The organism is Veillonella parvula (assembly GCF_024461875.1).
GTDB lineage: Bacteria > Bacillota > Negativicutes > Veillonellales > Veillonellaceae > Veillonella > Veillonella parvula_I.
The window spans coordinates 859411-883636 of sequence record NZ_JANGAL010000001.1; the positions used below are offsets into that span (position 1 = coordinate 859411).

The 24226-nt window shown below is 37.7% G+C and carries 20 protein-coding genes and 1 tRNA gene; 2 read left to right on the forward strand and 19 right to left on the reverse strand.

The features are described 5' to 3' along the window. Positions 1-389: 389 nt before the first annotated feature. From ppk1 to NE668_RS04210, 19 genes are all read right to left on the reverse strand, one after another. The gene (ppk1, locus tag NE668_RS04120; RefSeq protein ID WP_227036789.1) at positions 390-2507 is read right to left on the reverse strand and encodes a polyphosphate kinase 1; all 2118 of its coding nucleotides are present in this window, start codon (positions 2505-2507) and stop codon (positions 390-392) included. Then, positions 2497-4062 (reverse strand): Ppx/GppA phosphatase family protein, encoded by a 1566-nt coding sequence (locus NE668_RS04125; RefSeq protein WP_004697172.1) that lies wholly within the window; start codon positions 4060-4062, stop codon positions 2497-2499. The genes ppk1 and NE668_RS04125 overlap by 11 nt, the downstream gene beginning before the upstream one ends. Further along, positions 4062-5609, reverse strand: coding sequence for an exopolyphosphatase (gene ppx / locus NE668_RS04130; RefSeq protein ID WP_227036788.1), 1548 nt, complete (start codon positions 5607-5609; stop codon positions 4062-4064). Before ppx ends, NE668_RS04125 begins: the two co-directional genes overlap by 1 nt. A gap of 213 nt (positions 5610-5822) precedes the next feature. After that, positions 5823-6593, reverse strand: a complete 771-nt coding sequence (locus NE668_RS04135; protein WP_008713599.1) for a TatD family hydrolase — start codon at positions 6591-6593, stop codon at positions 5823-5825. Further along, the gene (metG, locus tag NE668_RS04140; RefSeq protein WP_227036787.1) at positions 6593-8539 is read right to left on the reverse strand and encodes a methionine--tRNA ligase; all 1947 of its coding nucleotides are present in this window, start codon (positions 8537-8539) and stop codon (positions 6593-6595) included. The genes NE668_RS04135 and metG overlap by 1 nt, the downstream gene beginning before the upstream one ends. A gap of 34 nt (positions 8540-8573) precedes the next feature. After that, positions 8574-9422: a 16S rRNA (cytidine(1402)-2'-O)-methyltransferase gene (gene rsmI / locus NE668_RS04145; protein ID WP_119562800.1), complete on the reverse strand. Its 849-nt coding sequence runs from the start codon at positions 9420-9422 to the stop codon at positions 8574-8576. Further along, complete coding sequence (locus tag NE668_RS04150; protein ID WP_227036786.1) at positions 9412-10137, reverse strand: tRNA1(Val) (adenine(37)-N6)-methyltransferase; 726 nt, start codon at positions 10135-10137, stop codon at positions 9412-9414. The genes rsmI and NE668_RS04150 overlap by 11 nt, the downstream gene beginning before the upstream one ends. Continuing rightward, on the reverse strand, positions 10130-10975 hold the full coding sequence (locus NE668_RS04155; protein WP_227036785.1) for a PSP1 domain-containing protein: 846 nt from the start codon (positions 10973-10975) through the stop codon (positions 10130-10132). Before NE668_RS04155 ends, NE668_RS04150 begins: the two co-directional genes overlap by 8 nt. Continuing rightward, a complete protein-coding gene (locus tag NE668_RS04160; RefSeq protein ID WP_227036784.1) occupies positions 10976-12016 on the reverse strand; it encodes a DNA polymerase III subunit in 1041 nt (346 codons plus the stop codon). Positions 12017-12091: 75 nt separating this feature from the next. Continuing rightward, complete coding sequence (locus tag NE668_RS04165) at positions 12092-12778, reverse strand: dTMP kinase (RefSeq protein WP_227036783.1); 687 nt, start codon at positions 12776-12778, stop codon at positions 12092-12094. A gap of 2 nt (positions 12779-12780) precedes the next feature. Further along, complete coding sequence (locus tag NE668_RS04170) at positions 12781-14262, reverse strand: aminotransferase class I/II-fold pyridoxal phosphate-dependent enzyme (RefSeq protein WP_227036782.1); 1482 nt, start codon at positions 14260-14262, stop codon at positions 12781-12783. 57 nt (positions 14263-14319) lie between these two features. After that, entirely contained in the window at positions 14320-14898 is a 579-nt protein-coding gene (pth, locus tag NE668_RS04175; RefSeq protein ID WP_008600525.1) for an aminoacyl-tRNA hydrolase, read from the reverse strand. A 10-nt stretch (positions 14899-14908) separates the two neighbouring features. Continuing rightward, positions 14909-15862 carry a ribose-phosphate diphosphokinase gene (locus NE668_RS04180; RefSeq protein WP_004693255.1) on the reverse strand — a complete coding sequence of 318 codons (954 nt, stop codon included), beginning with the start codon at positions 15860-15862 and terminating at the stop codon, positions 14909-14911. 127 nt (positions 15863-15989) lie between these two features. Beyond that, positions 15990-17363 (reverse strand): bifunctional UDP-N-acetylglucosamine diphosphorylase/glucosamine-1-phosphate N-acetyltransferase GlmU, encoded by a 1374-nt coding sequence (gene glmU / locus NE668_RS04185; protein WP_227036781.1) that lies wholly within the window; start codon positions 17361-17363, stop codon positions 15990-15992. 131 nt (positions 17364-17494) lie between these two features. After that, a complete protein-coding gene (gene purR, locus NE668_RS04190) occupies positions 17495-18313 on the reverse strand; it encodes a pur operon repressor (protein ID WP_004697116.1) in 819 nt (272 codons plus the stop codon). A gap of 226 nt (positions 18314-18539) precedes the next feature. Further along, a complete protein-coding gene (locus NE668_RS04195) occupies positions 18540-19148 on the reverse strand; it encodes a peptidoglycan-binding protein (RefSeq protein WP_004697224.1) in 609 nt (202 codons plus the stop codon). Positions 19149-19410: 262 nt separating this feature from the next. Continuing rightward, on the reverse strand, positions 19411-20583 hold the full coding sequence (gene nhaA, locus NE668_RS04200) for a Na+/H+ antiporter NhaA (protein ID WP_227036780.1): 1173 nt from the start codon (positions 20581-20583) through the stop codon (positions 19411-19413). A 35-nt stretch (positions 20584-20618) separates the two neighbouring features. Next, on the reverse strand, positions 20619-21776 hold the full coding sequence (nhaA, locus tag NE668_RS04205) for a Na+/H+ antiporter NhaA (protein ID WP_004693243.1): 1158 nt from the start codon (positions 21774-21776) through the stop codon (positions 20619-20621). Positions 21777-21873: 97 nt separating this feature from the next. Continuing rightward, on the reverse strand, positions 21874-23205 hold the full coding sequence (locus tag NE668_RS04210) for a PepSY-associated TM helix domain-containing protein (protein ID WP_004693241.1): 1332 nt from the start codon (positions 23203-23205) through the stop codon (positions 21874-21876). Between the two features lie 138 nt (positions 23206-23343). On the opposite strand from NE668_RS04210, the gene NE668_RS04215 reads away from it, so the two are divergent. Continuing rightward, a tRNA-Gly gene (locus tag NE668_RS04215) sits at positions 23344-23417 on the forward strand. Positions 23418-23505: 88 nt separating this feature from the next. Beyond that, positions 23506-23715 carry a TOBE domain-containing protein gene (locus NE668_RS04220; RefSeq protein ID WP_004693239.1) on the forward strand — a complete coding sequence of 70 codons (210 nt, stop codon included), beginning with the start codon at positions 23506-23508 and terminating at the stop codon, positions 23713-23715. The last annotated feature ends 511 nt before the right edge of the window (positions 23716-24226 follow it).

Genomic DNA, 24226 nt, shown 5'->3' on the forward strand with positions numbered 1-24226 from the left:
AGATAGATATAACCTGTCAAACACTGTAAGTTAACAATAGGGCAAAACCCTTTATAAATACTGAATTTATAATAGTTTGTATTTTGTATTTTTTAATAAAAATCCACTGTATGCGTACATATCGATATTTTTAAATACTATACAATATATTCCGAATTGTGTACATATATACAATACTAATACCACATATAGTATATACAGATTTTTTATTACTAAATTTGTATTTTTATGTGTTTGTCAATTGTTACCAATATTTTCTAGAATACCCAAAACTTCACTTTACCCTCATTTTTAAATGTATAAGAAAGTAAAAAAGCCCATATAATGGGCTTTTTATATGTTATGTAATTGTATTAAAATTCATTACCTAATATATTAAGGTTTCTTCATCATCTATTCATTTTTAACATCGGTTGTAACCGTTCAATGACCGTCATTGACTCTCTGTGTTCATGCTCAATAGCAGCTTTCATTAGCTCCTCTTGAGCAGATATAGGATTCTCTCGATCATTGATTTTATGATATGAACCATCTGCTCTCATAAAATGAGCTTTTAATGTATCATCTAAATATAAATCTAAAATACTTTTTACCCGTTCTTTATGGCGTTTATCTTCAATAGGAATCATAAGCTCTACACGTTCATTCAAATTTCGAGGCATCCAATCTGCACTAGATAGGTACAGACTTTCATTCCCTCCATTACGGAAGTAGAACAAACGATGATGTTCAAGAAAACGCCCCACAATAGAGCGTACTGTTATATTATCACTAACACCGGCAATGCCAGGACGAAGCGTACAAATACCACGCACGATAAAATCGATACGAACTCCAGCAGAAGAAGCTTCATACAACTTAGCAATGACCTTTTTATCGAGCAGAGAATTCATCTTACCAATGATATAGGCTTCTTCCCCATTCTTAGCAAACTCGATTTCACGGTCAATAAGTTCCATAATTTTTTCACGTAAATTTAAAGGCGCTACAATAAACTTATTCCAAATCGGTGGGTCAGAATATCCAGAAATCAAGTTAAAGAAACGTGACGCATCATCACCATACTCATCATTACAAGTAAATATACCACAATCAGTATACATGCGAGCTGTTTTACCATTATAGTTTCCCGTTGCTAGATGGACATACCGCCTAATACCATCCGTTTCCCGGCGTACCACCATAGTAATTTTAGAGTGTGTCTTAAGACCTTTTAAACCATAAATAACATGACATCCCGCTTTTTCGAGTCGTCGAGCCATATGAATATTGTTTTCTTCATCAAATCGCGCCTTAACCTCCATAAGGACGGTTACTTGTTTCCCATTATCTGCCGCTTTTATTAAGGACGCAATAATCGGAGAGTCCCCACTAACGCGATATAATGTTTGTTTAATGGCCAATACATCAGGATCTATAGCTGCTTGTGCAATAAATTGCTCAACCACTGCAAAAGATTCAAAGGGATGATGAACAAAAAGATCTTGCTTCCCAATAATAGAAAATAAGCTATCACCTTCATGATCAACTAATTCACTAGGAATCTTAGGATCAAACGGTTCATATCGGAGCTTATCATAACCTGGATAATTACAGAAATCAAAATACATACGGCAATCCAAATGTCCATCAATGTGATATACGTCCTTTTGCTCTAATTCTACACTTGTAAGGACAAAGTCTAATAAGTGATCCTTTATCTCTCCACAAACTTCAAGACGTACCGCATCACCACGACGGCGACGCCGTAAGGATGCCTCTACTTCAGATAGCAAATCTGTTGCTTCTTCCTCGTCTATTTCAAGGTCTGCATCACGAGTAATACGGAAAACCATATAATCTTCAATGCCATAACCTTGGAAAAATTGATTTGCATAGTAAGTAATGACATCTTCTAGATAAACAAATCGATGTTCCTTATTGCCTCGGCTCGGAACTTCAATGATTCGATCTAATACAGATGGTATTGGCAAGATAGCAATCTTGTAATCCTTAGTCCCATCCTCTTGTATTTGAAAGATACGTACAATTGCATTAATGGTATGATTTGTTAAAAATGGAAATGGATGCCCCGAGTCAACAGCCAATGGTGTTACTACGGGGTATATATGTTCCTCAAAATAATGGCGTAGCCAAGCTTTTGTTTTTACATCTAGTGTATCAGGATGGGTAAAGAAAAAGCCATGAGCCTCTAGTTCAGTCAGTACATTATTTAAATACGTGCTTTGCATAGAAACAAGACGCTGTACAGATTCATCAATCGCCTTTAATTGTGCTTTTGCATCCATATGAGCTGCATCATATTTAACAATGCCATTCACAACTTGATGACGTAAGCCAGCCACTCGAATCATAAAAAACTCATCTAAATTAGAACTAGCAATAGCAATAAAACGCAACCGCTCCAACAGCGGAGTATTTGGATCTATGGACTCTAATAGTACACGCTGATTAAATTTTAGCCAAGATAATTCACGATTAAAATAATATTTAGCATTACTGAACATGGCGGTCACCTCCTCTTACAAGCATAAGTTCCATACCAAATACTTCTGTAAAATATTCAGCATCTCGATTAAACGTCCACCATTCTAAAGAAATATCCTCATTAGTGCGACAGAATACATACAATACATTATCGCGCTCTTCCAATATAACATCTGAGATTTTTTGGTTACTTCCTGCATCGAGAGCACAGGCCACACGAATGATAGCTACTAACTTTGTAACTTGAATCTTTTGTAATTCTGTCAAGGAATTAAAATATGTATCATCATCAGATGGAGTTCCCTTATAGTGATAAAATACGACATTTGCAACTACTTGTTTTTCTTCTTCTGAAAGCCCAAAAATATCTGTGCCCATCACAATATGATACGCATGCTCTCCATGGTTTCGTAAATTAACAAACTTGCCTACAGAACACAATATAGCTGCAATGCGGCATAAGTAACCCCACCGCTCCGGTAAACCTTTATGGCGTAATGTTTTACAGAATAAAGAACTGAAACGTTCCACCTCAGCATCATGAATGCTGTCAGTATGATATCTAGCGGCAACAGCACGAGCTAATTGAGCATTTTGCTCACGCAATTGGTACATAAAGGGATTATTTTCCGCCTCAACGCCATAGAACCAACTTATTCCTTGAGAGAAGGAGAAGCTACTAAAAATCAACGATTTAGGCTCTATAGCTGTTATAATTTCATTAAATAAAATCATAGTAGGCATCAAAATATTCGCCTTATATTCAGGTAGTTTATATCGATTGATCAATTTAGTGGCTGTTACACCATCAAAGGATTTGATGAAGCCCTTAAAACGTTCTGGTTCTATCGTAATAATATCGTCCTTATTACTGCCATCTCCCATGAGACGCGCCATATATTGAGCTTCATCGCCTGATAAAATAACACTATTAATATTGAAGGTCTTAAGCTCCTCCCGTAATGGGCCTATCATGCGATGTAAATACTCGGTAATAGCCATTGGAAACGATGTAGAGGAACGTTGGTTGCGATTAAAAGATTCCATAACACGTAATGACCCGCTATGCATATTGCGCTGGAATAATAAGCTTTCACCACGCCAAACGGTTAAACCTACACCACCAGAAGTAATATCAAGAAATAATGTTGCCTTTGTAGGATCCGTCAAGCGGTACTGATTAGTCATCTTGTAGTATAGTAAGGCATATTTGTAATACACCTCTTTAGGCATGTCGATAACCTCAACACGCATACCTGTTTGAATATAAATTTGGTCCAGAATACTACGACGATTAGCGGCTTCACGTATTACAGTAGTACCATATAATCTAGAGCGACTCACACCGTAATCAGCCATTAATTGTTTATATCCCTTTAAGATATGACAAATTTCCTCAATCGTTTCAAAACTTAAACGAGAGGTTTGGAATAATTCTTCCCCAAAGGTTACCTCCCTAGCTGCATAATCTATAACGCGTACATCATCGATACCCTTGTATTCTAAAATAGTAATACTCATGCTACTGGAGCCTACATGTAGCACTGCATATCGTAACGCTTTTGGTAATGCCATTATGCCTCCTTACGAGCTTCCTTCCACTCTACTTCTAATGTTTTCTTGAATTCTTTTTTGAAGGATTTTCCTAATTTCTCTACAGCCGCTTTCGTGACACTTATATCGCAACCGTTCAAATAGGTTACTACTAATTGTACACTAGTATATTTTAGATTCACGGATAAATGGCGAATAAATTGTTCATGACTTTCATCAAGAGCTTCAGCCAAGGCTAGAATAATAGATATTTTTTGGCCCAACAAACGCTGTTCTTGATCTAACAATTTACCGTATAAGAAGTTTTTATACTCTTTTGGCGTCAAACCATGAGAGTTCATAACAAGGAACGCGCTAAAAGCTTGTTCAACATGGGAAAGCCCATATAAATTACTATTGACAAGCATATAGCAGCCATGTCGGGCATGACTATAATAATTAATCCGTTTACCAATATCATGTAATAAGCTAGCCGCAATCAAACAACGTCTTGTATTTTTATCAGCTCTATGAAGTGGTTCTAATTCATCATACAGTTTAATAGCTAAATCTGTAATATATTTAGCATGAACTAACTCATGTTTAGTCATACCTAATAATACATTCTCTGCAGAATGTACTAAAATATCATCAATAATAGAGTTACCACCTAAGTAGTGTGCTCCATAATAGTCGTAAAATAAACCTTCTCGCAAACCACACCCACCAACAACGAGTGTTTTAGTATTTACGTAGTTAAATAATTCTTCTACGATAGTGAGACCTGCAATAATGATATCAGCGCGCTCCGATGATAAACCACTAATCTTTTTGCGTTCCTCTAGAGTTTTGCCTTTTACTTCTTCCAAAATTTCATGGAATCTATGATATGGAATTTCATAATTATGTAGCTTTGTAATGGGATAAGATAACTTGCGTTGATCCATTTTAGCAATATTACGAGCAGTGCCACCGATACCAAGGAGCGGTAATTTCACATTGCGAAGCCATGCATGTTCCTTAATCGTTTTCTTTACAACTTTCGTCAGTTTATCAAGTTCTTTAGGAGTATATTCATCCCCCTTCTGATAGGTGCCTGTTAAGGTAAGGGCCCCTATCGGCAAGCTCACCGATTTTGTAATATGACGATTTCGTACAAGGGTTATCTCGGTACTGGCACCACCTAAATCAAAAATAATAAAATCCTTAAGTCCAATGGTATTGATAACGCCAAGAAACCCCAGGCGAGCCTCTTCTTCACCAGCAATACATTCTAAATCCAAACCCGTTCGTTCTTTTACGGATTTAATAAAAGCATCCCCATTTTTAGCCAAACGTACTGCTGCGGTAGCAACAGCTTTAATCGTATTTGCCTCCATTGCATCAGCCATGTGTACAAAACCTTTTAGAGCACGCAAAGAGCGTTCCATAGCTTCTTTAGTCAATTCGTGAGTTCCCCACATATTCTCACTGAGACGTACACTTTCTTTCTCTTGATATATCAGTCGATAACTACCAGTCTTAGAAATTTCATATATGACAAAACGAACTGAGTTCGAGCCTAAATCTATAAATGCAATACGTTTCATGTTGCTATCCTCATCTTACTTCTGTTCAGTCTGAATATACTTTAGTATACCATAGAAAAACGCGATTCTCATCGATAAGGGAGAACCGCGTTTTATGATTTATAATTCTAATTTAGTTTTATCATGTATTCTAATACTTTATACGCAAAAACTTAGTAATTAAAGTCCAATAGATATTTTATTCGCTAATAATCTTATGAACTAGTTCTACATTTACTCGATACCAAATACTCGTTTACCATTATTAAAAGCAATTTCACAAAACTCATCTACATCGAGCCCTTTAAGGCTTGCAATTTCTTCTGCCACAAACTGAGTTTTACTTGGATCATTTCGACGGCCTCTAAATGGTGGTGGTGTCAAATACGGTGAATCGGTTTCAATGAGGATTCGTTCTAATGGCACTTGTCTTGCCACGTCCTTAAGATTTGTAGACTTAGGAAATACTACAGGACCTGCAAAGGAAATATAAAAGCCCATTTTAATGGCTTCTTTTGCCATCTCCCAGCTACCAGAATAGCAATGGAAAATGCCCCAGTTATCCTTCCCTTCATTGCGCAAGATATTCATAATATCACCATGTGCATCGCGGTCATGGATAATAATCGGGAGATCTACTTCACGAGCAAGCTCTAACTGACGAATAAATACGCGTTTTTGTGTTTCACGGTCAGAAAAATCATAGTAATAATCTAGTCCAATTTCACCAATAGCACGTACCTTATCATTGTTAAGAGCTTGTTCCTTATAAAACTCGTAGTCTTCTTCTGTAAAGTCCTTTGATTCATGGGGATGAGTCCCTACAGCAGCATATAATTGATCGTACTGTTTAGCCAAAGCTAAACCAGACTCAACGGTACCTCTGTCAACACCAGGAATCATAATATATTCTACACCTGTATCAAAGCAGGCTTGTAACATCTCATTACGATCATTATCAAAGCGCCCATCATTCACATGAGCATGTGTATCAAAAAGTTTCATTATTTAACCACACTTCCTGCCGGTAATGATTCGATATTTGTTACCTCTAAATGTTCTTCCCAATCAGAGGCGGACAAAATCATACCATAAGACTCGATGCCCATCATCTTTTTAGGAGCCAAGTTAGACAAATAAATTACCTTTTTACCAACCATAGCCTCCGGTTCATAATATTGGGAAATACCACTTAATACTGTGCGTTCTTCAATACCGATATCCAATACAAATTTCAACAACTTCTTGGACTTAGGCACTTTTTCACAGCTTATAACTTTAGCTACACGAAGATCGAGTTTCTCAAAGTCATCATAGGTAATATTTTCTTTTAATGGTGGAATATTAGATGTATCTACAGCTTCTTCAACTTCTTCTGTAACAACTACATCTACCATTTCAGGAACTTCAAAACGTGGATAGATAGGCTCACCTTTTACAACTTTAGTACCTGTTGCCAATAATCCCCAAGTTTTAGCATCTTCCAACGTAGCCACTTCAAAACCTGTAAGCCCTAATTGTTCCCAGATTTTTGGAGCTCCTACAGGAATTACAGGGCTTACCAAGATGGCAATGATACGCAATGCCTCTGCCAAGTGATACATAGCAGATTGCAAGCGCACTTTATCATGAGCATCTTCAGATTTAGCCAATACCCAAGGCATTGTTTCATCAATGTATTTATTCATGCGACCAATAAAGGACCATACAGTTTTGATAGCTTTATTAAGCTCCATATTTTCCATCGCCGCTTCAAAATCTTTTGCAGTTTGAACGGCTAATATAGATACATCACGATCTAAATCATCCATATCATCGCATTTTGTAATCACACCACCATGGTATTTTTCAATCATCGCAATAGTACGGTTTAATAAGTTACCTAAATCATTAGATAAATCTGCATTAATTTTTGTAACGAAGTTAGGTAACGTAAAGTTGCCGTCATTACCTAACGTAATCTCGCTTAATAAGTAATAACGCAAAGAATCTGCACCATATGTATCAATCAATGGGATTGGATCGATTACGTTCCCCAAGGATTTACTCATCTTTGTACCATCTACAATCATCCAACCGTGTCCAAATACCTTTTTTGGTAATGGCAACTCAAGGCTCATGAGCATCATAGGCCAAATAATAGTATGGAAACGTACGATTTCCTTACCTACTAAATGGAGATCTGCAGGCCAGTATTTTTTATATAGTTCACCATCACCATCAAATGGAGAGAGTGCACTAATATAGTTCACTAATGCATCGAACCAAACATATACTACATGTTTAGGATCAAATGGAACCTTGATTCCCCAATCAAAGGATGTACGAGACACCGCCAAGTCTTCTAGACCTTGCTTTACAAATTGAATCATCTCATTACGACGAGATTCAGGCTGAATAAAGTCAGGATTCTCTTCAATAAACTTAAGCCATTGATCCGTATATTTACCGAGTTTGAAGAAATAACTTTCCTCTTTAACACGCTCTACAGGGCGACCGCAATCCGGACAAGTATGATTAGGTCCTAGCTTCTGCTCTGTCCAAAAAGTTTCGTCTGGTGTACAATACCAGCCTTCATATTCTGCTTTGTAAATATCGCCCTTCTCATAAGCTTTTGTAAATAACGCTTGAACAACCTTTTCATGACGTTCATCGGTAGTCCGAATAAAATCGTCATTGGAAATATGCATTTTTTCCCACAATGCTTTAAAACCATTTACAATATTTGTAGTATATTCAAGAGGAGTAATACCTTGTGCTTCTGCAGCACGTTGGATTTTTTGGCCATGTTCATCTGAACCAGTCAAAAAACGTACATCATATCCTGCTAATCGTTTAAAACGTGCGATTGTATCGGCTACAGATGTACAGTACGTATGACCAATGTGCAACTTAGCACTTGGATAATAAATAGGTGTCGTAATATAATACGTTTTCTTTGTGTCTCCCATGATGAGCCTCCTTCTAACCTTCGAATGGGAAGGTTTAACGTTCTACAATATTATATACATCCCGGCGGGAAACGTTAAAACGCTTTGCCACCTGGCGAATAGCTTCTTTTTTAGGTACCCCAGTATCTACAAGGGCTTGCACAGCATCTTCATAAGATACTGGTTCATCCAACACTTCACAAGTATCGGACTCCACTGTATCAGCACCGCTTACGATGAGGACGAATTCACCTTTATAGGTGAGCTGTTCTAAATCCTTTACAAGGCTTTCTAGATCCGTGCGTACAAAGGTTTCAAACTTCTTCGTCAGTTCCCTTGCCACCGTTATAGAGCGATTACCAAAGACTTCATACATATCTTGTAAAACCTCTTGTAGTCGATGTGGGGCTTCGTAAAACAGCAAGGTTCCCGTCACTTGTGAAAGTCTTTTTAATTCTTCAATACGATGTTTCCCCCGTTTAGGCAAGAACCCTGCAAAGGTAAAGGATTTAGTATCTAAACCTGATGCAATAAGTGCTGTTAACGCCGCATTGGCTCCTGGTAATGGAACTACAGTTATGCCTTCTTCAATGGCCTTTGTTACAAGGTCTGCCCCTGGATCAGAAATAGCAGGCATACCCGCATCACTAACGCAAGCAATCGACTGTCCTTCTAACAAAAGCTCCAAAATATAAGCACCTTTTTCCTCCTTATTATGTTCATGATAAGAAATCAAAGGCTTTTTAATATCAAAATGTTTTAACAATATGCCCGTATGACGCGTATCCTCAGCCGCAATAGCATCTACCTCACCCAAAATACGAACAGATCGATATGTCATATCTTCTAAATTACCAATCGGTGTAGGCACCAAGTATAAGGTGCCCCATTCATTATCGTTCATACCAAGAGGACACCTCCTTCGTGTACACATTCGTTTTTTTGTAAACGATGAGTGGTGGCTCAAGTACAAGACCTGCCTGACCTTGAAAAATAGACTCTATCAAAACTAATTTTGCTGGTTTATCTAGCATACCATGAACAAACCGAATTCGTTTTGCTTGAAAGTTAAACCTTTCTAGTTCATGTAATACATATTGCAAGCGACTAGCACTATAAATCATCCACAAGCGACCTTTACATTTAATAAAGGACTGTACCGCTTTCAGAACATCACATAAAGTTGTATGTCCATCATGAAGTGCTAAAGTACGCTCTTCAGATGTAGGCTTTGCACCGCTTTCACAATCATAAAAAGGGGGATTAACAATAACACCATCAAAAGGCTTATCTTGTATATCGCGATATGTCATATGCCGATAATCGCCACATAACATATTTACCACATCTTGTTTACGATTATGTTCTACGCTACGCTTAGCCAACTCAACGAGAGTTTCATTAATTTCTATACCTGTAATATGACCTGCCCCTAACGATGTACCTATGAGCGGCATGACACCCGTTCCCGTTCCTAGGTCGACATAAGAGTGACGACCATTAAATCGGCAAAAATGTATAAGCGCTATAGCATCAAAGGAAAACCGAAACATATCAGAACGCTGATAAATCTGTAAGCCATCGATAATTAAATCATCAAGTCGTTCTTGATCATTCATCAGGCAATGCCACCTCGGACCATTTCAAATCGATAGTACGGCCCGCTTCGAGCTGTACCTTTACAGTATGCTTATGATGATTTACCTTTAAAACTTTACCAATACCTTCATCGGTAACAACCTCCTTACCAATGCCAGGAGGTGCTATATCTTGAGGAGATTGAGTGCGTTCCTTCTTCACATATAGGTCGCCACCTTTTTTATATAAATCATCTTCATAGTTAAGACAACACATCAATCGACCACATACACCAGAAATCTTCGTAGGATTTAAGCTCAAATTTTGATCCTTTGCCATGCGAATCGATACAGGCGTAAAGTCACCTAAGAAATTTGAACAACACAAAGGTCGACCACAAGCACCAATACCATTTAGTACTTTAGCCTCATCACGGACACCCACTTGGCGTAACTCGATGCGCGTTCTAAATATAGTTGCCAAATCTTTAACGAGCTCACGGAAGTCAATACGGCCATCTGCAGTAAAGAAGAATATAATCTTATTCATATCAAATGTGTATTCCACATTGATAAGTTTCATCGGTAACTTGCGTTTTTCAATTTTTTCGAGACAAATTTCAAAAGCTTTTTCTTCGCGCTCTTTATTCTTCTCGATTTGTTTCAAATCCTTCGACGTCGCCTGTCTAATAACAGGCTTAACAGGGGCAACAACAGAATCTTCAAAGACCTCTTTAGGTCCAATCACAACTGTGCCGTATTCTACACCACGTGCTGTTTCAACGATAACCCCATCCCCAACAGATAGTTCTAATTGTTCAGGCTGAAAATAATAAATCTTTCCCGCCTTTTTAAAGCATACGCCAACTATGGTTAGCATTTAATCCTCCTCCCGAGCATCATGAAGGGCGATACTAAGACCGTCCACCACGAGAGCGGTTTTTATATGTAAGCGCAAAGCCTGTTCTGCTTGCAATGTTTCAGTAACAACCTCTGACAATGCTTGCATAGACCAGCGCGGTAATAATCGTAATAATTGAGTTTTGTACATAGGTACTTGTAATTGCGTGTCTTGAGCCCCCATTTTAAGAGCCACCATATCTCTACTTACAAGGCGTAGCCAGTGCATCAATTCCGTTAGACTTTCACGAGATAAGCTTTCACAAGCTAAGGAAATCATAGAAAACCATCGCGTTTCAAATGCCAACATATCCATCACCTTAACGGCTAACTCTAGCATTTCAATGCGACCTTGTGTCGTCAGTTTCTCCACCAATTGTGGATTACCATGACCAGCTAACAAAGCCTGTTCTATATCACCGGTAATTCCACGCGCTACAAGAGCGGTGCGAATCGTATCTACATCAACACTGTTAAAACCAACGCCCATACATCTAGAAATGATGGTAGGCAATACGGTGTTAATCTTGTTCGTAATAATGATGAAGTACACCTGTTCAGGTGGCTCTTCAATGGTTTTTAGCATAGCATTTGCCATAACTGCATTGGCTGTGTGAAAGTCCTCCACAATGACAACGCGGTTCCCATTGCCCGCCACAGACAGATGATTTTGTAATAATGAATACCACTGCTCTACCTTTAAGGTTGTTTTCATAGGGCGAATCCAAAAGGCATCACCCTTATCCATATAGATAGGTAATCCTTCGGCTTCGATACGTTTTTCTGTATCCCCATTTGCTAAACGGGCTTCCTTAACCTCTGCTAAATAAGATTCCCCCTTGGGTTGAGAGAATACTTGACGTCCTAGTAATAAAGACGCTAGGCCTATGGCCATATCTAGCTTGCCAAGACCAGATTCGCCATAAAACAAGAGACTATGAGGTAATGCATTACGACTTACAAATTCAGATAGGTGTGCCTTAATCGAATCTTGACCAATTATAGAATCAAAATATGTCATAGCGCCTCCTATCAATACATGCTCAATATTAATATTATATAGGAAAAAGGCGACTTTTAAAAGAGTCGCCTTTTTCTAAGGTAGTAGATTTTCTACTACACTATATACATCATTATGAATTTCTTCAATAGTACGCAACGTATACTGACTAGACTCAGCTTTATTAGCACAAGGTATACGGTGCCATTGATAACGCTTTACTAATTCTTCATACGCATCGTGAACGGCTACTAAATATGCATGATTTCCTTCGTGAATATCACCAGTATTGCCCCCAGTTTTACCAGTGCGCTCCGCCATAAGGGCTTCGCTCACTTCAAGGGGCATATCCAAAAGGCATACCGCATCAGGTTTAGGCAAGCCAAATTTTTGGAACTCAAAATCTTCAAGCCAATCTAAAAATGCAGTGCGTTCCTTCGGATCATCGTATTTTACCATTTGGTGCACCATGTTAGACGTTGTATAACGATCTGCAATAATGATACCCCCATTGTTATAAAACTGCTCCCAGTCAGTTCTAAAGGAAGCAAATCGATCAATAGCGTACATAGAGCTTGCCACATAAGGATTTACATCATGTACATCTTTACCAAATTCACCAGCTAAATACATTTTAATAGGCATAGCGGCGCCGCTATCATAGTTTGGAAAGCTCACAGACTTAACGGCATGCCCTTCTTTGGTCAAGCGTTCTACTAAGAGTTTAGTTTGTGTAGCCTTACCGCTGCCATCTCCACCTTCTAATATAATCAAAGTCCCCATAATTACTCCTGTAATACCCAAATTGTTTCCAATGTCATATCATCAGCACCATTCGGTACAAAACCTAAAGCCTTGCGATTCTCTATATATTGTAACACAGAGGCACTAATCTCTTCACCTACTGCTACACAGGGAATACCTGGTGGATAATAAGCAATTGTCTCCCCTGCAATGCGATGAAGTGCTTCTTTTAAAGGTACTTGCTCACGATTTGCATACATAGCATTACGAGGGGTTATGCGCACAATAGGCGCTGGCAGCAGCGCAGAATCTTTACTAATGTCTTGCAATTGCTCTTCCTCTGTTTTATTAAATTCTTTAAATGCACGTAACACCTTTTCACTTACAGCTTGTACAGCCTTAATAAGAGCAGTTACAGACTCGTTTGTATCACCTATGGTAATGAGCACTAGCACATGATGAGCTTGTACTAACTCCACCTCAATATGATGTTCTCGTAACATCCGTTCAAAAGCAACGCCTGTGAGCCCTAATTCTTTAGCATCAATCAGCACCTTAGTACAATCATAATTTATTACCCGCTCTTGAATATCTGTGTATTCCATAGTAGCAATACCAGAAATTTTATTGAGTTCCTCACGTAAGTACACACTCAACTCTACTGCACGACTTACTAAATCATTACCTGCTGTGGCTAATTGATGGCGCGCCATATCTAAAGAAGCAAGAAAAATATAGTTTGGACTTGTACTTTGTAGCATTTGATGCATTTGCGTAATACGCCGCTTATTAATTTTTTTACCTTGCCCTAATAGCCAAGATGTTTGTGTCAAAGAGCCAACAGATTTATGTGTACTTTGAGCCACCAAATCTGCTCCAGCCTCTATAGCTTCTATAGGTAAACTTTCAAAGAACGGCAAATGAGGACCATGAGCTTCATCAACAAGTACAATAAGGCCCCGCTTATGAGCCTCTTTTATAATATTAACAATATCTATGCCCACTCCATAATAGTTTGGATAAACTAAAAGAATCGCCTTTGCCTCTAGATGTGCATCCATTGATTTGATAGCATTTTCTAATGATACTCCTAGTGGAATCCCCCAGCGTTCATCAAAATCACAGTCCATATATACTGGTTTGGCTCCTGAGAGGACAAGCCCACTAATAACAGAACGATGTGCTTCTCGAGGAATGATAATGGTTTCATCAGGACCTACAGTCCCCATAATCATGGCTTCGATCAAAGCTGTAGTACCATTAATAGAAAACCAACAACAATCAGCTCCATATAATTCGGCTGTTAAGTCTTGCGCTTCTTTTAATTCCCGTTCAGGTTCATGTAAATCATCTAAAGCATACATAACACCTAAGTCATAGGGTAATGCTGCTCCCATCCAGTTCTTTAAAAGTTGAGGTGCTTCAACGCCTATCTTATGACCTGGCGTATGAAAGGGCACGAAATGTTGTTCTTTATATGATTCTAAAGCCTCTACAAAAGGCATTTTTTCTTGATTACTCATATGTACCTCGTAAAAAGGGCATGAATCTCAATGAGACTCATGCCCTTATGCATGTATTTATCGCTGTGGACGACGTTTAGGATTGAATTGATTCATGCCTTTATCAATGCCTACCTCTAGGGTGCCTAATACGGCTTTTACCGTATCCTTAATACCTTTTTGTACCTTCTCTTGCGACTCTTCACTAAATGGTGCTAAAACGTGATCAATGACAGTCCATTGTGGTAACGGACGTCCAATTCCCACGCGGAATCGAGGAAAATTTTCTGTTCCTATATGGGAAATTAAGGATTTAATCCCATTATGTCCACCCGAACTACCGTTTGGTCGAATACGCAACTTACCTATAGGTAAATCCATGTCATCATAAATACAATACACATCAGATGGATCAATTTTGTAGTACCGCATTAACGGTCCTACAGACTCACCACTTAGATTCATAAATGTTTGCGGCTTTACAAGTAATACTTTCTCACCATCTACGGTAATACTGCATACCTCAGCACGTTGCTCCTCTCTCCAAGGCGTGTGAGGGACACTATCGGCAATGGCATCAATAACCATAAATCCAATATTATGTTTTGTCTTTTCGTATTGCTTGCCGGGGTTACCGAGGCCTACTACTAATTTCAAAAATCACCTATTATTTATCAAATAAATTACTTACAGACACTTCATGGAAGATACGCATAATTGCTTCACCCAACAATGGAGCTACGGATAATTGCGTAATATTTGGTAAGTTGCAATTTTCCGGCAATGGAATAGTATTAGTAACGATAAGTTCCTTAATATTGGAATTTGCAATTCGTTCACTTGCCGGATCTGTCAACACTGCATGTGTAACAGCGGCGGTAACGGATTTAGCACCGAATTCTTCCAATGCTTTAGCACCTTCAACCAAGGATCCAGCCGTATCTACGATATCATCGATAATAATACAGTTTTTACCTGCCACATCACCGATGAGATTCATAACTTTAGCCACACCTGGTTCAGGGCGTTTTTTCTCAATGATTGCAATCGGTGCACCAATGCGGTCAGCCAAATCACGAGCTCTTGTAACACCGCCAAGGTCAGGAGATACAACGATAACATCTTCCATATTTTTTTCATTGATATATTTAGCCAAAATAGATGCGCCAAACAAATGATCTACAGGCACATCAAAGAAACCTTGAATTTGGCCTGCATGTAAATCAATTGTTACAAGACGTGTAATACCTGCCGTTTGCATCAAATTAGCTACTAACTTAGCTGTAATCGGCTCACGACCGCGAGTCTTACGGTCTTGGCGAGCATAGCCATAGTAAGGAACTACTGCAGTGATATGACGTGCAGAAGCGCGTTTTAACGCGTCAGCCATAACCATGAGTTCCATTAAATTATCATTTACAGGATAGCTAGTTGGTTGAATGATAAATACATCTTTGCCACGTACGCTTTCATCAATCATTATTTGTACTTCGCCATTGTTAAAACGACCTACAAATGCTTCACCTAAAGGCAACCCTAAATAATCACAAATTTCCTTTGCCAATGCAGGATTTGCATTACCTGTGAAAATCTTGAGTTTTTTGCCGTCTTCAAATGCCATTTTGTTACCCTTTCATTTGCTCCTATACTGGTTACTTATCCATAATCTATACATTACAGATACACACTATTGCCTTTTTATTGTATACTATTTTGACCTAATTGTGTTAAAAAATATGAGATTTTTTTTATTTCTTTTTGAAAGTATCCTCTGTTACCCAATTTTCTTTCACAATTTGCTTGCTGCGACCTACAGCCAAGGCCTTATCTGGTACGTTCTTAGTAATAGTTGAGCCCGCACCTACATAGCTATAATTACCTATTGTTACAGGGGCAACTAAGTTACTATTACAACCAACAAATGCACCATCACCAATAGTCGTACGATGCTTAACTTTCCCATCATAATTCACGGTAATAGTGCCACAGCCAATATTAACACCGGCCCCAACATCACTATCACCGATATAGGAGAGATGTGGGAACTTAGTACCTTCCCCAACATTAGAGTTTTTAACTTCTACAAAGTTACCTACATGAACCTTGTTACCTAAAACTGTATTTGGACGCAAATGGACATATGGACCTACATCTACACCGTCTTTTACTTCACAGTCATGACCATAAGTAAAGTGGATAATCGTATCATTGCCGACTTTTACATTCGTCAAACGAGTGTGTGGTCCAATTTCACAACGCTCACCAATCACGGTATCACCTTCAAGAATTGTACCAGGATGCAAAATTGTATCTGCACCTACTGTTACTTCAGGAGCCACATAGGTATTTTCAGGATCAATAATTGTTACGCCAGCAGTCATTAACTCAACATTTTTACGATGTTTTAATATAGCTTCAGCCTCTGCTAATTGCAAACGTGAGTTTACACCTAAAGATTCTTCAAAATCCTTAGTCATGTATGCACTTACCTTGTCGCCACCATTTACGAGAATACCAACTACATCAGTAATATACAATTCACCTTGGGCATTATCATCAGATAATTGATCTAAGCAAGGCCATAATTTTTTACTATCAAAAGCGTACATACCTGTATTTACTTCTTGAACCGCTAATTCTTCAGGTTTACCATCTTTCTGTTCTACGATACGAACTACAGAACCCGCTTCATTACGAATGATACGTCCATAACCAGTTGGATCCGGCATATGAGCAGTTAAGATTGTAGCTGCTGCACCGGAATTTTTATGTTCTTTTAAAAGTGCTTCTAAACTTTCTTTTGTAACCAGGGGAGTATCACCGCATAACAATAAGATTGTACCATCATAATCACCAAGTACTGGTTGAGCCATCTTAACTGCATGACCTGTACCATTTTGTTCTTCTTGACGAACAAATTCAGCACGCTCTCCCAAGTAATTTTGTACTGCATCGCCACCAAAACCAACGATAACAACATCGCGATTGGTACCAATGGATTGAACCGTTTCAAGAACGCGTTCTACCATCGCCTTACCGCCGACCTTGTGTAACACTTTTGGCAATTTAGACTTCATACGCGTGCCCTTACCAGCAGCTAAAATAAGGCTTGCAATATTCATAGTAATCTCCTATCTGTTATCTCTTATATCTCTAAACCATTTTAAATATTATTTACGTCATTATTTAGCCCATAGGTCAATACTCAATATAAACCATTATATCAGCCTATAATCTTCCTAATATTAATGATTTACTCTGCATCTAACACAGGCTCTATACTAATTTTCTTTGTATTTTCATCGATACCATAAAAAGTAAATAGTGATTCATAATCATCGATCAACTTCGGACTTGGTTCAGCTGTAGCTACAAGAACACCTGTGCCAACAACGACGCCACTCATTTCAAGAACTAATTCTTTAAGCCCCTTAGCGGTACCGCCAGCTTTCATAAAGTCATCGATAATTAACACTTTCGCATTTGGAGGAATTGCCCGTTTAGTTAGAGTCATAGTTTGAATGCGCCCAGAGGAACCTGTTACATAATTGATACTAATAGCAGAACCTTCTGTTACCTTACTATCACGTCTAGCAATAACAAGTGGTTTATTGAAAGCTCTCGCTACCATTACAGCCAAAGGAATCCCCTTTGTTTCTACAGTCAAAATATAGTCTGGTTCACGGTCCACGAAACGAGTCATAATAATCTCACCCAGACGTGTCATTACATGCCAATCATATAAGATATCAGACATATAAATAAAACCACCTGGAATGATGCGATCTGGCTCCATTAAACGAGCTTGCACATCGCGTAGAATATCGTTCGCTTGTATTCCCTTGCGATGCGGAATAAATCGTACCCCACCAGCTACACCGGCCACCGTTTCTAAGGTCCCCAGTTGAAAGTGTTCCATAGACTGCCTTACACATGTTAAATCTTCACTAACCGTTGATTTAGCCATGCCAAAAAAGTCGCAAAAGTAATTTAAAGGAATCAATTTTTGCGGTGAATCAACTAACAGTTTTGTCATTGCCACCATTCGTTCTACGCGCCGTACTTTATCCATAGGATTATCCTTTACTATTCATCATATAACTATTGAGTATGCTCATTAATTTAACATCATGAGTCATCATCATATATCTATTATTTATTATACCATATTTTCCGAATATTCGAGGTTTTGAATACATTATAATTCGGTAAAAGAAAAACTCTCTAGCATTTTATACAAGAATATGATTGTAGTCTATACATCTATCATATAATCATATAAAACTAGAGAGTTATCATTATAAAATATAAACCTTTACAGATTGACGTCCAAACTGTAATGCCTCTGCACGAGAATCAAAAGCTAAATCAATGCGATGCCCTTTAATAGCACCACCTACATCGTCAGCTACAGCATAGCCATAACCTTCAATATATAATCGCGTTCCCAAAGGAATTAATTTAGGGTCTACAGACACAAGTCCCTTCCGTAGACGACTACCTGTAGCTGTATATTTTCCGTTGCCAGGATCTTGAGATGAATAGCCACTAGCCTCCATCGTTAAAACTTTAGAGTATTTATTAGGCACTCCATTATGATTGCGTTCTGTGCCATGGCCACCATAACGAGTCTCCATCTTTTCCAAAGCATTCATCGTAGCAGGACCAACACGACCATCTACAGGGAGCCCTTTAGATTTTTGAAATTTTCGAACAGCCTGTTCTGTATTATGACCGTAAATGCCATCTATAGAATCATGTAAAAAACCTTGATGCTTTAACATGGTTTGCACCTTACTAACATGATGTCCTCGTTGCCCCCGATCAATAGTTTTTGCTAATGATACAGAGGATACCATTACAATCATACAAACAAGCGTACATGCAATAATTATTTTTTTTATCATATACACATCACCTTACATTAAGTAGTATACTATACAGTTTTAAATAATCTATAAACCATAAAAGTTCTATTAATATCAATAATTCATATATATTAAATTATAGTTATAGTATAGTTTTAAGGGTATATTACATATATATCATAAAATTATAAGATACCAATGAAAATCTCCATTATATCCTGCAAGAATATTCGCTTAGATTACTTTTAAAGTCGGAAATTCTCTTCAGTCTACAATGGAGATTTAATAGTTTTATTTAATTTTAGCAGTTATGGTATACACCAATATGACATTCTTTTCGGTTTGCACCAACAAGTCTTAAGAAGATGTAGCCGAATAATGCAGAGATTAATGAGCCAAGTATAACGCCACCTTTTGCCATTTCTTGAGCGTGACCTGGGTCAAATGCCAAGATAGATACGAAGATACTCATTGTAAAGCCTATACCACATACAATCGCAGTTCCATATACATGCTTCCAATTAGCTTCTGTAGGCATTGGTACAAGGCCACATTTCACCATCGCAAATACTGCACCAAAAATACCTAATTGTTTCCCTATAATAAGACCTAATGCAACACCAAGCACTACAGGATGTGTTAAGTCATTAACAGATACATTACGTAAATCTACACCGGCATTAAAGAATGCAAATATTGGTACAATTAAAAAACTAACCCAATTGGATAATAAATGTTCCCAATGTTGCATTGGACGAACATACTTACGGCCTCGTTTACCTTTTGAAGGAATTGTCATAGCTAAGATTACACCAGCCATAGTTGCATGTAAACCAGATTTTAATACACAATACCAAAGGATAAACCCTAAAATGATATATGGTAAAGGTCGTACATATCCTTGCTTATTACAATAGATTAAAGCAGCTACAACTACGACAGCCACACCTAAATACATCATGTGAATACTTGACGCATAGAAGATTGCAATTACGATGATAGCAATCAAATCATCTATAACGGCAAGAGCTGTTAGAAATACTTTCATTGAATTCGGTACTCTAGAGCCTAACGCAGATATAATACCGATGGAAAATGCAATATCCGTAGCAGTTGGTATTGCCCAACCATGTATATATTCAGAATGAAAACCTGCAATTAAGTAGTAGATAAAAGCGGGCGTTAGAACACCAAATAATGCGGCAATGCCTGGCATCACACGCTTAGCATTAGTATTAAGCTCACCTGATACTAATTCACGCTTAACTTCGAGACCTACAAAAAGGAAGAAGATTGCCATCAATGCATCATTAACCCATTCTAAAATTGTTAGATTACCTATATGGTGATTAACGATTTGAAAGTATTGTTCAGATGATGGAGAGTTCGCTAAAATTAAAGCGAGTACTGTTGCTCCTAGGAGTACAGATGTAGCTGCACCTGGAGAACGTAAGAAAACAAAAATGCGTTCCATTTGAATCCTTTCTATACTTACAAAAGATTATTTTATTAAATTTTACCACGCATCTTGCGTATTTGATAAGCTAAAATTAGGACAATCGCACCTAGCAAGCCTGCCGTGATTGATCCTATAAAGATACCTACCTTAGCCATTTCTTGTGTTATACCTGGTGGGAAAGCCAGTGTAGCAACAAAAAGGCTCATAGTAAAGCCAATACCACACAAAATAGCTGTCCCATAAATTTCAGGCCACGTCGTTTTTGTAGGCATCTTAATTGCCTTAGATTGAACCAAAATGTAGACGGCAGAGAATATACCTAATTGTTTTCCTAAGATTAAACCGAATGAAACACCTATGATTACAGGATGGAATAAATTGTCTATGGAAAAATCAGCAAAGGATACACCAGCATTTAAAAAACTAAATAATGGTATAATTAGGAAGTTTACCCAATTGCGTAAAGCATGCGCCCATTCTTCCATAGGATATACTACCTTATCTATAACTTTACCTTTAAAAGGAATTGTCATAGCCAGTACAACACCGGCAATGGTAGCATGCACACCAGATTTTAAAACTAAATACCAAAGAACTAATCCTAGAACACAATACGGAAGTGGTCTTAAATAGCCTTGCTTATTAGTATAAATCAGTAAACCAGTTACAGCCGCAGCAGCTATTAAATCCATAAAGTTAACGCCTGCCCCATAAAAGAGAGCAATAACGACTATGGCAATCAAGTCGTCAATAATAGCTAATGCAGCTAGAAAGGCTTTCATCGCTGTAGATACCTTATTACCAAGCATTGTAATAACGCCTATAGCAAAAGCAATATCTGTAGCGGTAGGAATCCCCCAACCATGTCTATATTCTGGCATATATCCAGCCGCAAAATAATACACAATAGCTGGCGTAATAACACCTGCAAATGCGGCTAATACGGGAAGCACACGTTTCGCCTTCGTATCAAGCTCCCCAGAAATCATTTCCTTCTTGATCTCTATACCAACATAAAGGAAAAAAAGAGCCATTAAGGCATCATTTACCCACTCCAGTATAGTCATTGGACCAAGGTGTATTTGCATGACTGCAAAATACTGTGCTGCAATCGGTGAGTTCGCCACAAGAACGCCTAAAATAGCAGCGGACAGCAAGGATATCCCACCAGCAGACTCTGACTGGAAAAATGCTTTTATAAAATTCATAATAACTACCACTTTCTGAGTCATAAATAATAATACGTATTTTTATGTATATAAAAACAACTATATTTATTATTATATCATTTCAGTTCGAAAATAATCAATATTGTTTACTTTCTTTAAGTAAAGAGATAAAAAATACAATAAGTGATACAGTTAAACAAATAGCAGCAATCGTATTCATAACAGGATTTTGCCAAAGTGGTAGAAGCAATCCTATAAGAACAGATATACTACAAAATAATGGTGTACGCCAAATATGCTTTTCCTCTACCGATACTTTAGATAGAATTACATCTGATTTTTTATACTTTCTAATAATAGTCATCATAAGTCCAGTCACGATACCAATAATGAGAACAATATCCCATATAGCCCACAATATCTTCAGAGCCATCGTATTATGATTATGAATATGTAGGTTAATCATAGTTGTCATACCTGTAAAATACCATGGAACTGCTTTAGTAGAAAATCTATCATTACTAGAATCGACATACAAGTTAGCATATACAGGCTGTCCAAGAAACATAGCTGGATCATCATCATTTTCTGCACCTAAATAAAATGCATAATGGTAATTGTTAAACTTAGATGGATAATCCATAGAAATAACTTGTCGATCTGGATATACTTTCATTATACGAGAAATTGCTTCTGATGGTTGCAATATTTCAGATTGTCCAATCGAAAGTTCCTGTTTAGCATTATGAAGTACATCGGCATTATAGTTATCATTTGCAATAAAAAAGCCCCCAATCCATACACCTGTTATACATAATATAAATCCCCAGACCGTTGCAACTATTGAGAATTCACGATGTAATGCACCTATTTTCATTTTCTTAGATAAAACAGAGGCTTTAGAATAACTTTTACGAAATGGACCATATAAAAAAATCCCTGAAATAATAGTGAGACTACATAAAAATGATAAGAATGTTACAATATATATGCCAATTTTACCTAAATCTAATCGTGTATGTAATTGATGAAGAGTATGTAACATACTACGAATCCAAGGATGTACAGGAGGCTCATTATGTGAAGTAATCAGTTCTTTAGATATAGGATTATATAAAACATAATCCCCACCCATTCCCATGCGAGCTGGAGGTGCTACCGTAGCCGTAGATTCAATAATACGATACCGTAAAATATGTGTAGCCCCCATAGCAGGGGATATATTCAAAATATCTTTTGATGGATATTTCTGTTTAACAAGTAGTGCCCCCTGATCAGCATACTTAAATATAGATTCTTCATGTTCATTCATCGACATTATAGCTGATGAATGATGTGTTGTTCCACCTTGAGCCCATGCATTTAACTCAGTTCGAAACATGAGTACTAATCCTGTAATACAAAACATTAAGAAGAAAATTAAGGAAATGATAGATAACCATTTATGAACTTTATATACTTTTGACATACGAATTCCTCCTTTTCTATTATTTTATACATCTAGATTGAAAGTAATTCAATACATTTACTACTATAGGTATAATCATAGATATATCTATGATTACTTGAATGTATATGTAAATATATGATACAATATTTACATCGTGCGGGCGTAGTTCATCGGTAGAATGCGAGCTTCCCAAGCTTGAGAGGAGGGTTCGATTCCCTTCGCCCGCTCCATATAATTTGTGATGTAATGTATATCACAAATTATATGCAAAATATTATAATATATATACTTTTTGTATTGTTTTTTAAGGAGATATCCATGAAATTAAGTGCAAGAAATCAATTAAAAGGTACTATCGTTGAGATCCAAGAAGGCGCTGTAAATGCAATCGTAAAAATCAACGTAGGTAATAATAATATTGTTACTGCTGACATTACTATTCAATCCGTTAAAGAATTAGGCTTAGCAGTTGGCAAAGAAGTTGTCGCTGTTATCAAATCCACTAGCGTAATGGTTGGTGTAGAATAATAAAGAATTAGAGCTGCTTAGGCAGCTCTTTTTTTGTATATATATTAAATTCCTAATAAGTTGTTATTAATATATAGGCTCTATGATTTTGTGATCATGGGGCTTGTTATTTACATAAATATGGAGTTGCTCAACTAGTTTACGGTTCGATACCATTGGTGCTGCGCACCGCGGTATCGATTAGATAAAGTTTATTTACATATATTTAAAGTAGCTCAACTGCTTTACGGTTCGGTAACATTGGCACGTTGTGCCTCGTTACCGTATGGATTAGTTAGATACTACCATTAGCCGCGGCTTCCTATCAATCCTCACTGTGGATTTCCCTTCTCTGCTTCGCAGCTCGGTAAATCTTACGTTCGGAAGCACTCATATGGTTCGGCTGCGTCGCTTAGCTCTAAGACCTCTTCGGTTGCCCTACTTGCTTCCTCACTGTGGATTTTCCTTCTCTGCTTCGCAGCTCGGTAAATCTTACGTTCGGAAGAAAGCGATGCAGTGAATCTGTCGTCGT

What these genes read in the sequence shown, in the direction of transcription:
- ppk1 (WP_227036789.1), bottom strand. Translation starts at nt 2,507, where the DNA reads ATGTTCAGTAATGCTAAATATTATTTTAATCGTGAATTATCTTGGCTA.
- NE668_RS04125 (WP_004697172.1), bottom strand. Translation starts at nt 4,062, where the DNA reads ATGGCATTACCAAAAGCGTTACGATATGCAGTGCTACATGTAGGCTCC.
- ppx (WP_227036788.1), bottom strand. Translation starts at nt 5,609, where the DNA reads ATGAAACGTATTGCATTTATAGATTTAGGCTCGAACTCAGTTCGTTTT.
- NE668_RS04135 (WP_008713599.1), bottom strand. Translation starts at nt 6,593, where the DNA reads ATGAAACTTTTTGATACACATGCTCATGTGAATGATGGGCGCTTTGAT.
- metG (WP_227036787.1), bottom strand. Translation starts at nt 8,539, where the DNA reads ATGGGAGACACAAAGAAAACGTATTATATTACGACACCTATTTATTAT.
- rsmI (WP_119562800.1), bottom strand. Translation starts at nt 9,422, where the DNA reads ATGAACGATAATGAATGGGGCACCTTATACTTGGTGCCTACACCGATT.
- NE668_RS04150 (WP_227036786.1), bottom strand. Translation starts at nt 10,137, where the DNA reads ATGAATGATCAAGAACGACTTGATGATTTAATTATCGATGGCTTACAG.
- NE668_RS04155 (WP_227036785.1), bottom strand. Translation starts at nt 10,975, where the DNA reads ATGCTAACCATAGTTGGCGTATGCTTTAAAAAGGCGGGAAAGATTTAT.
- NE668_RS04160 (WP_227036784.1), bottom strand. Translation starts at nt 12,016, where the DNA reads ATGACATATTTTGATTCTATAATTGGTCAAGATTCGATTAAGGCACAC.
- NE668_RS04165 (WP_227036783.1), bottom strand. Translation starts at nt 12,778, where the DNA reads ATGGGGACTTTGATTATATTAGAAGGTGGAGATGGCAGCGGTAAGGCT.
- NE668_RS04170 (WP_227036782.1), bottom strand. Translation starts at nt 14,262, where the DNA reads ATGAGTAATCAAGAAAAAATGCCTTTTGTAGAGGCTTTAGAATCATAT.
- NE668_RS04180 (WP_004693255.1), bottom strand. Translation starts at nt 15,862, where the DNA reads ATGGCATTTGAAGACGGCAAAAAACTCAAGATTTTCACAGGTAATGCA.
- glmU (WP_227036781.1), bottom strand. Translation starts at nt 17,363, where the DNA reads ATGAATATTGCAAGCCTTATTTTAGCTGCTGGTAAGGGCACGCGTATG.
- purR (WP_004697116.1), bottom strand. Translation starts at nt 18,313, where the DNA reads ATGGATAAAGTACGGCGCGTAGAACGAATGGTGGCAATGACAAAACTG.
- NE668_RS04195 (WP_004697224.1), bottom strand. Translation starts at nt 19,148, where the DNA reads ATGATAAAAAAAATAATTATTGCATGTACGCTTGTTTGTATGATTGTA.
- nhaA (WP_227036780.1), bottom strand. Translation starts at nt 20,583, where the DNA reads ATGGAACGCATTTTTGTTTTCTTACGTTCTCCAGGTGCAGCTACATCT.
- nhaA (WP_004693243.1), bottom strand. Translation starts at nt 21,776, where the DNA reads ATGAATTTTATAAAAGCATTTTTCCAGTCAGAGTCTGCTGGTGGGATA.
- NE668_RS04210 (WP_004693241.1), bottom strand. Translation starts at nt 23,205, where the DNA reads ATGTCAAAAGTATATAAAGTTCATAAATGGTTATCTATCATTTCCTTA.
- NE668_RS04220 (WP_004693239.1), top strand. Translation starts at nt 23,506, where the DNA reads ATGAAATTAAGTGCAAGAAATCAATTAAAAGGTACTATCGTTGAGATC.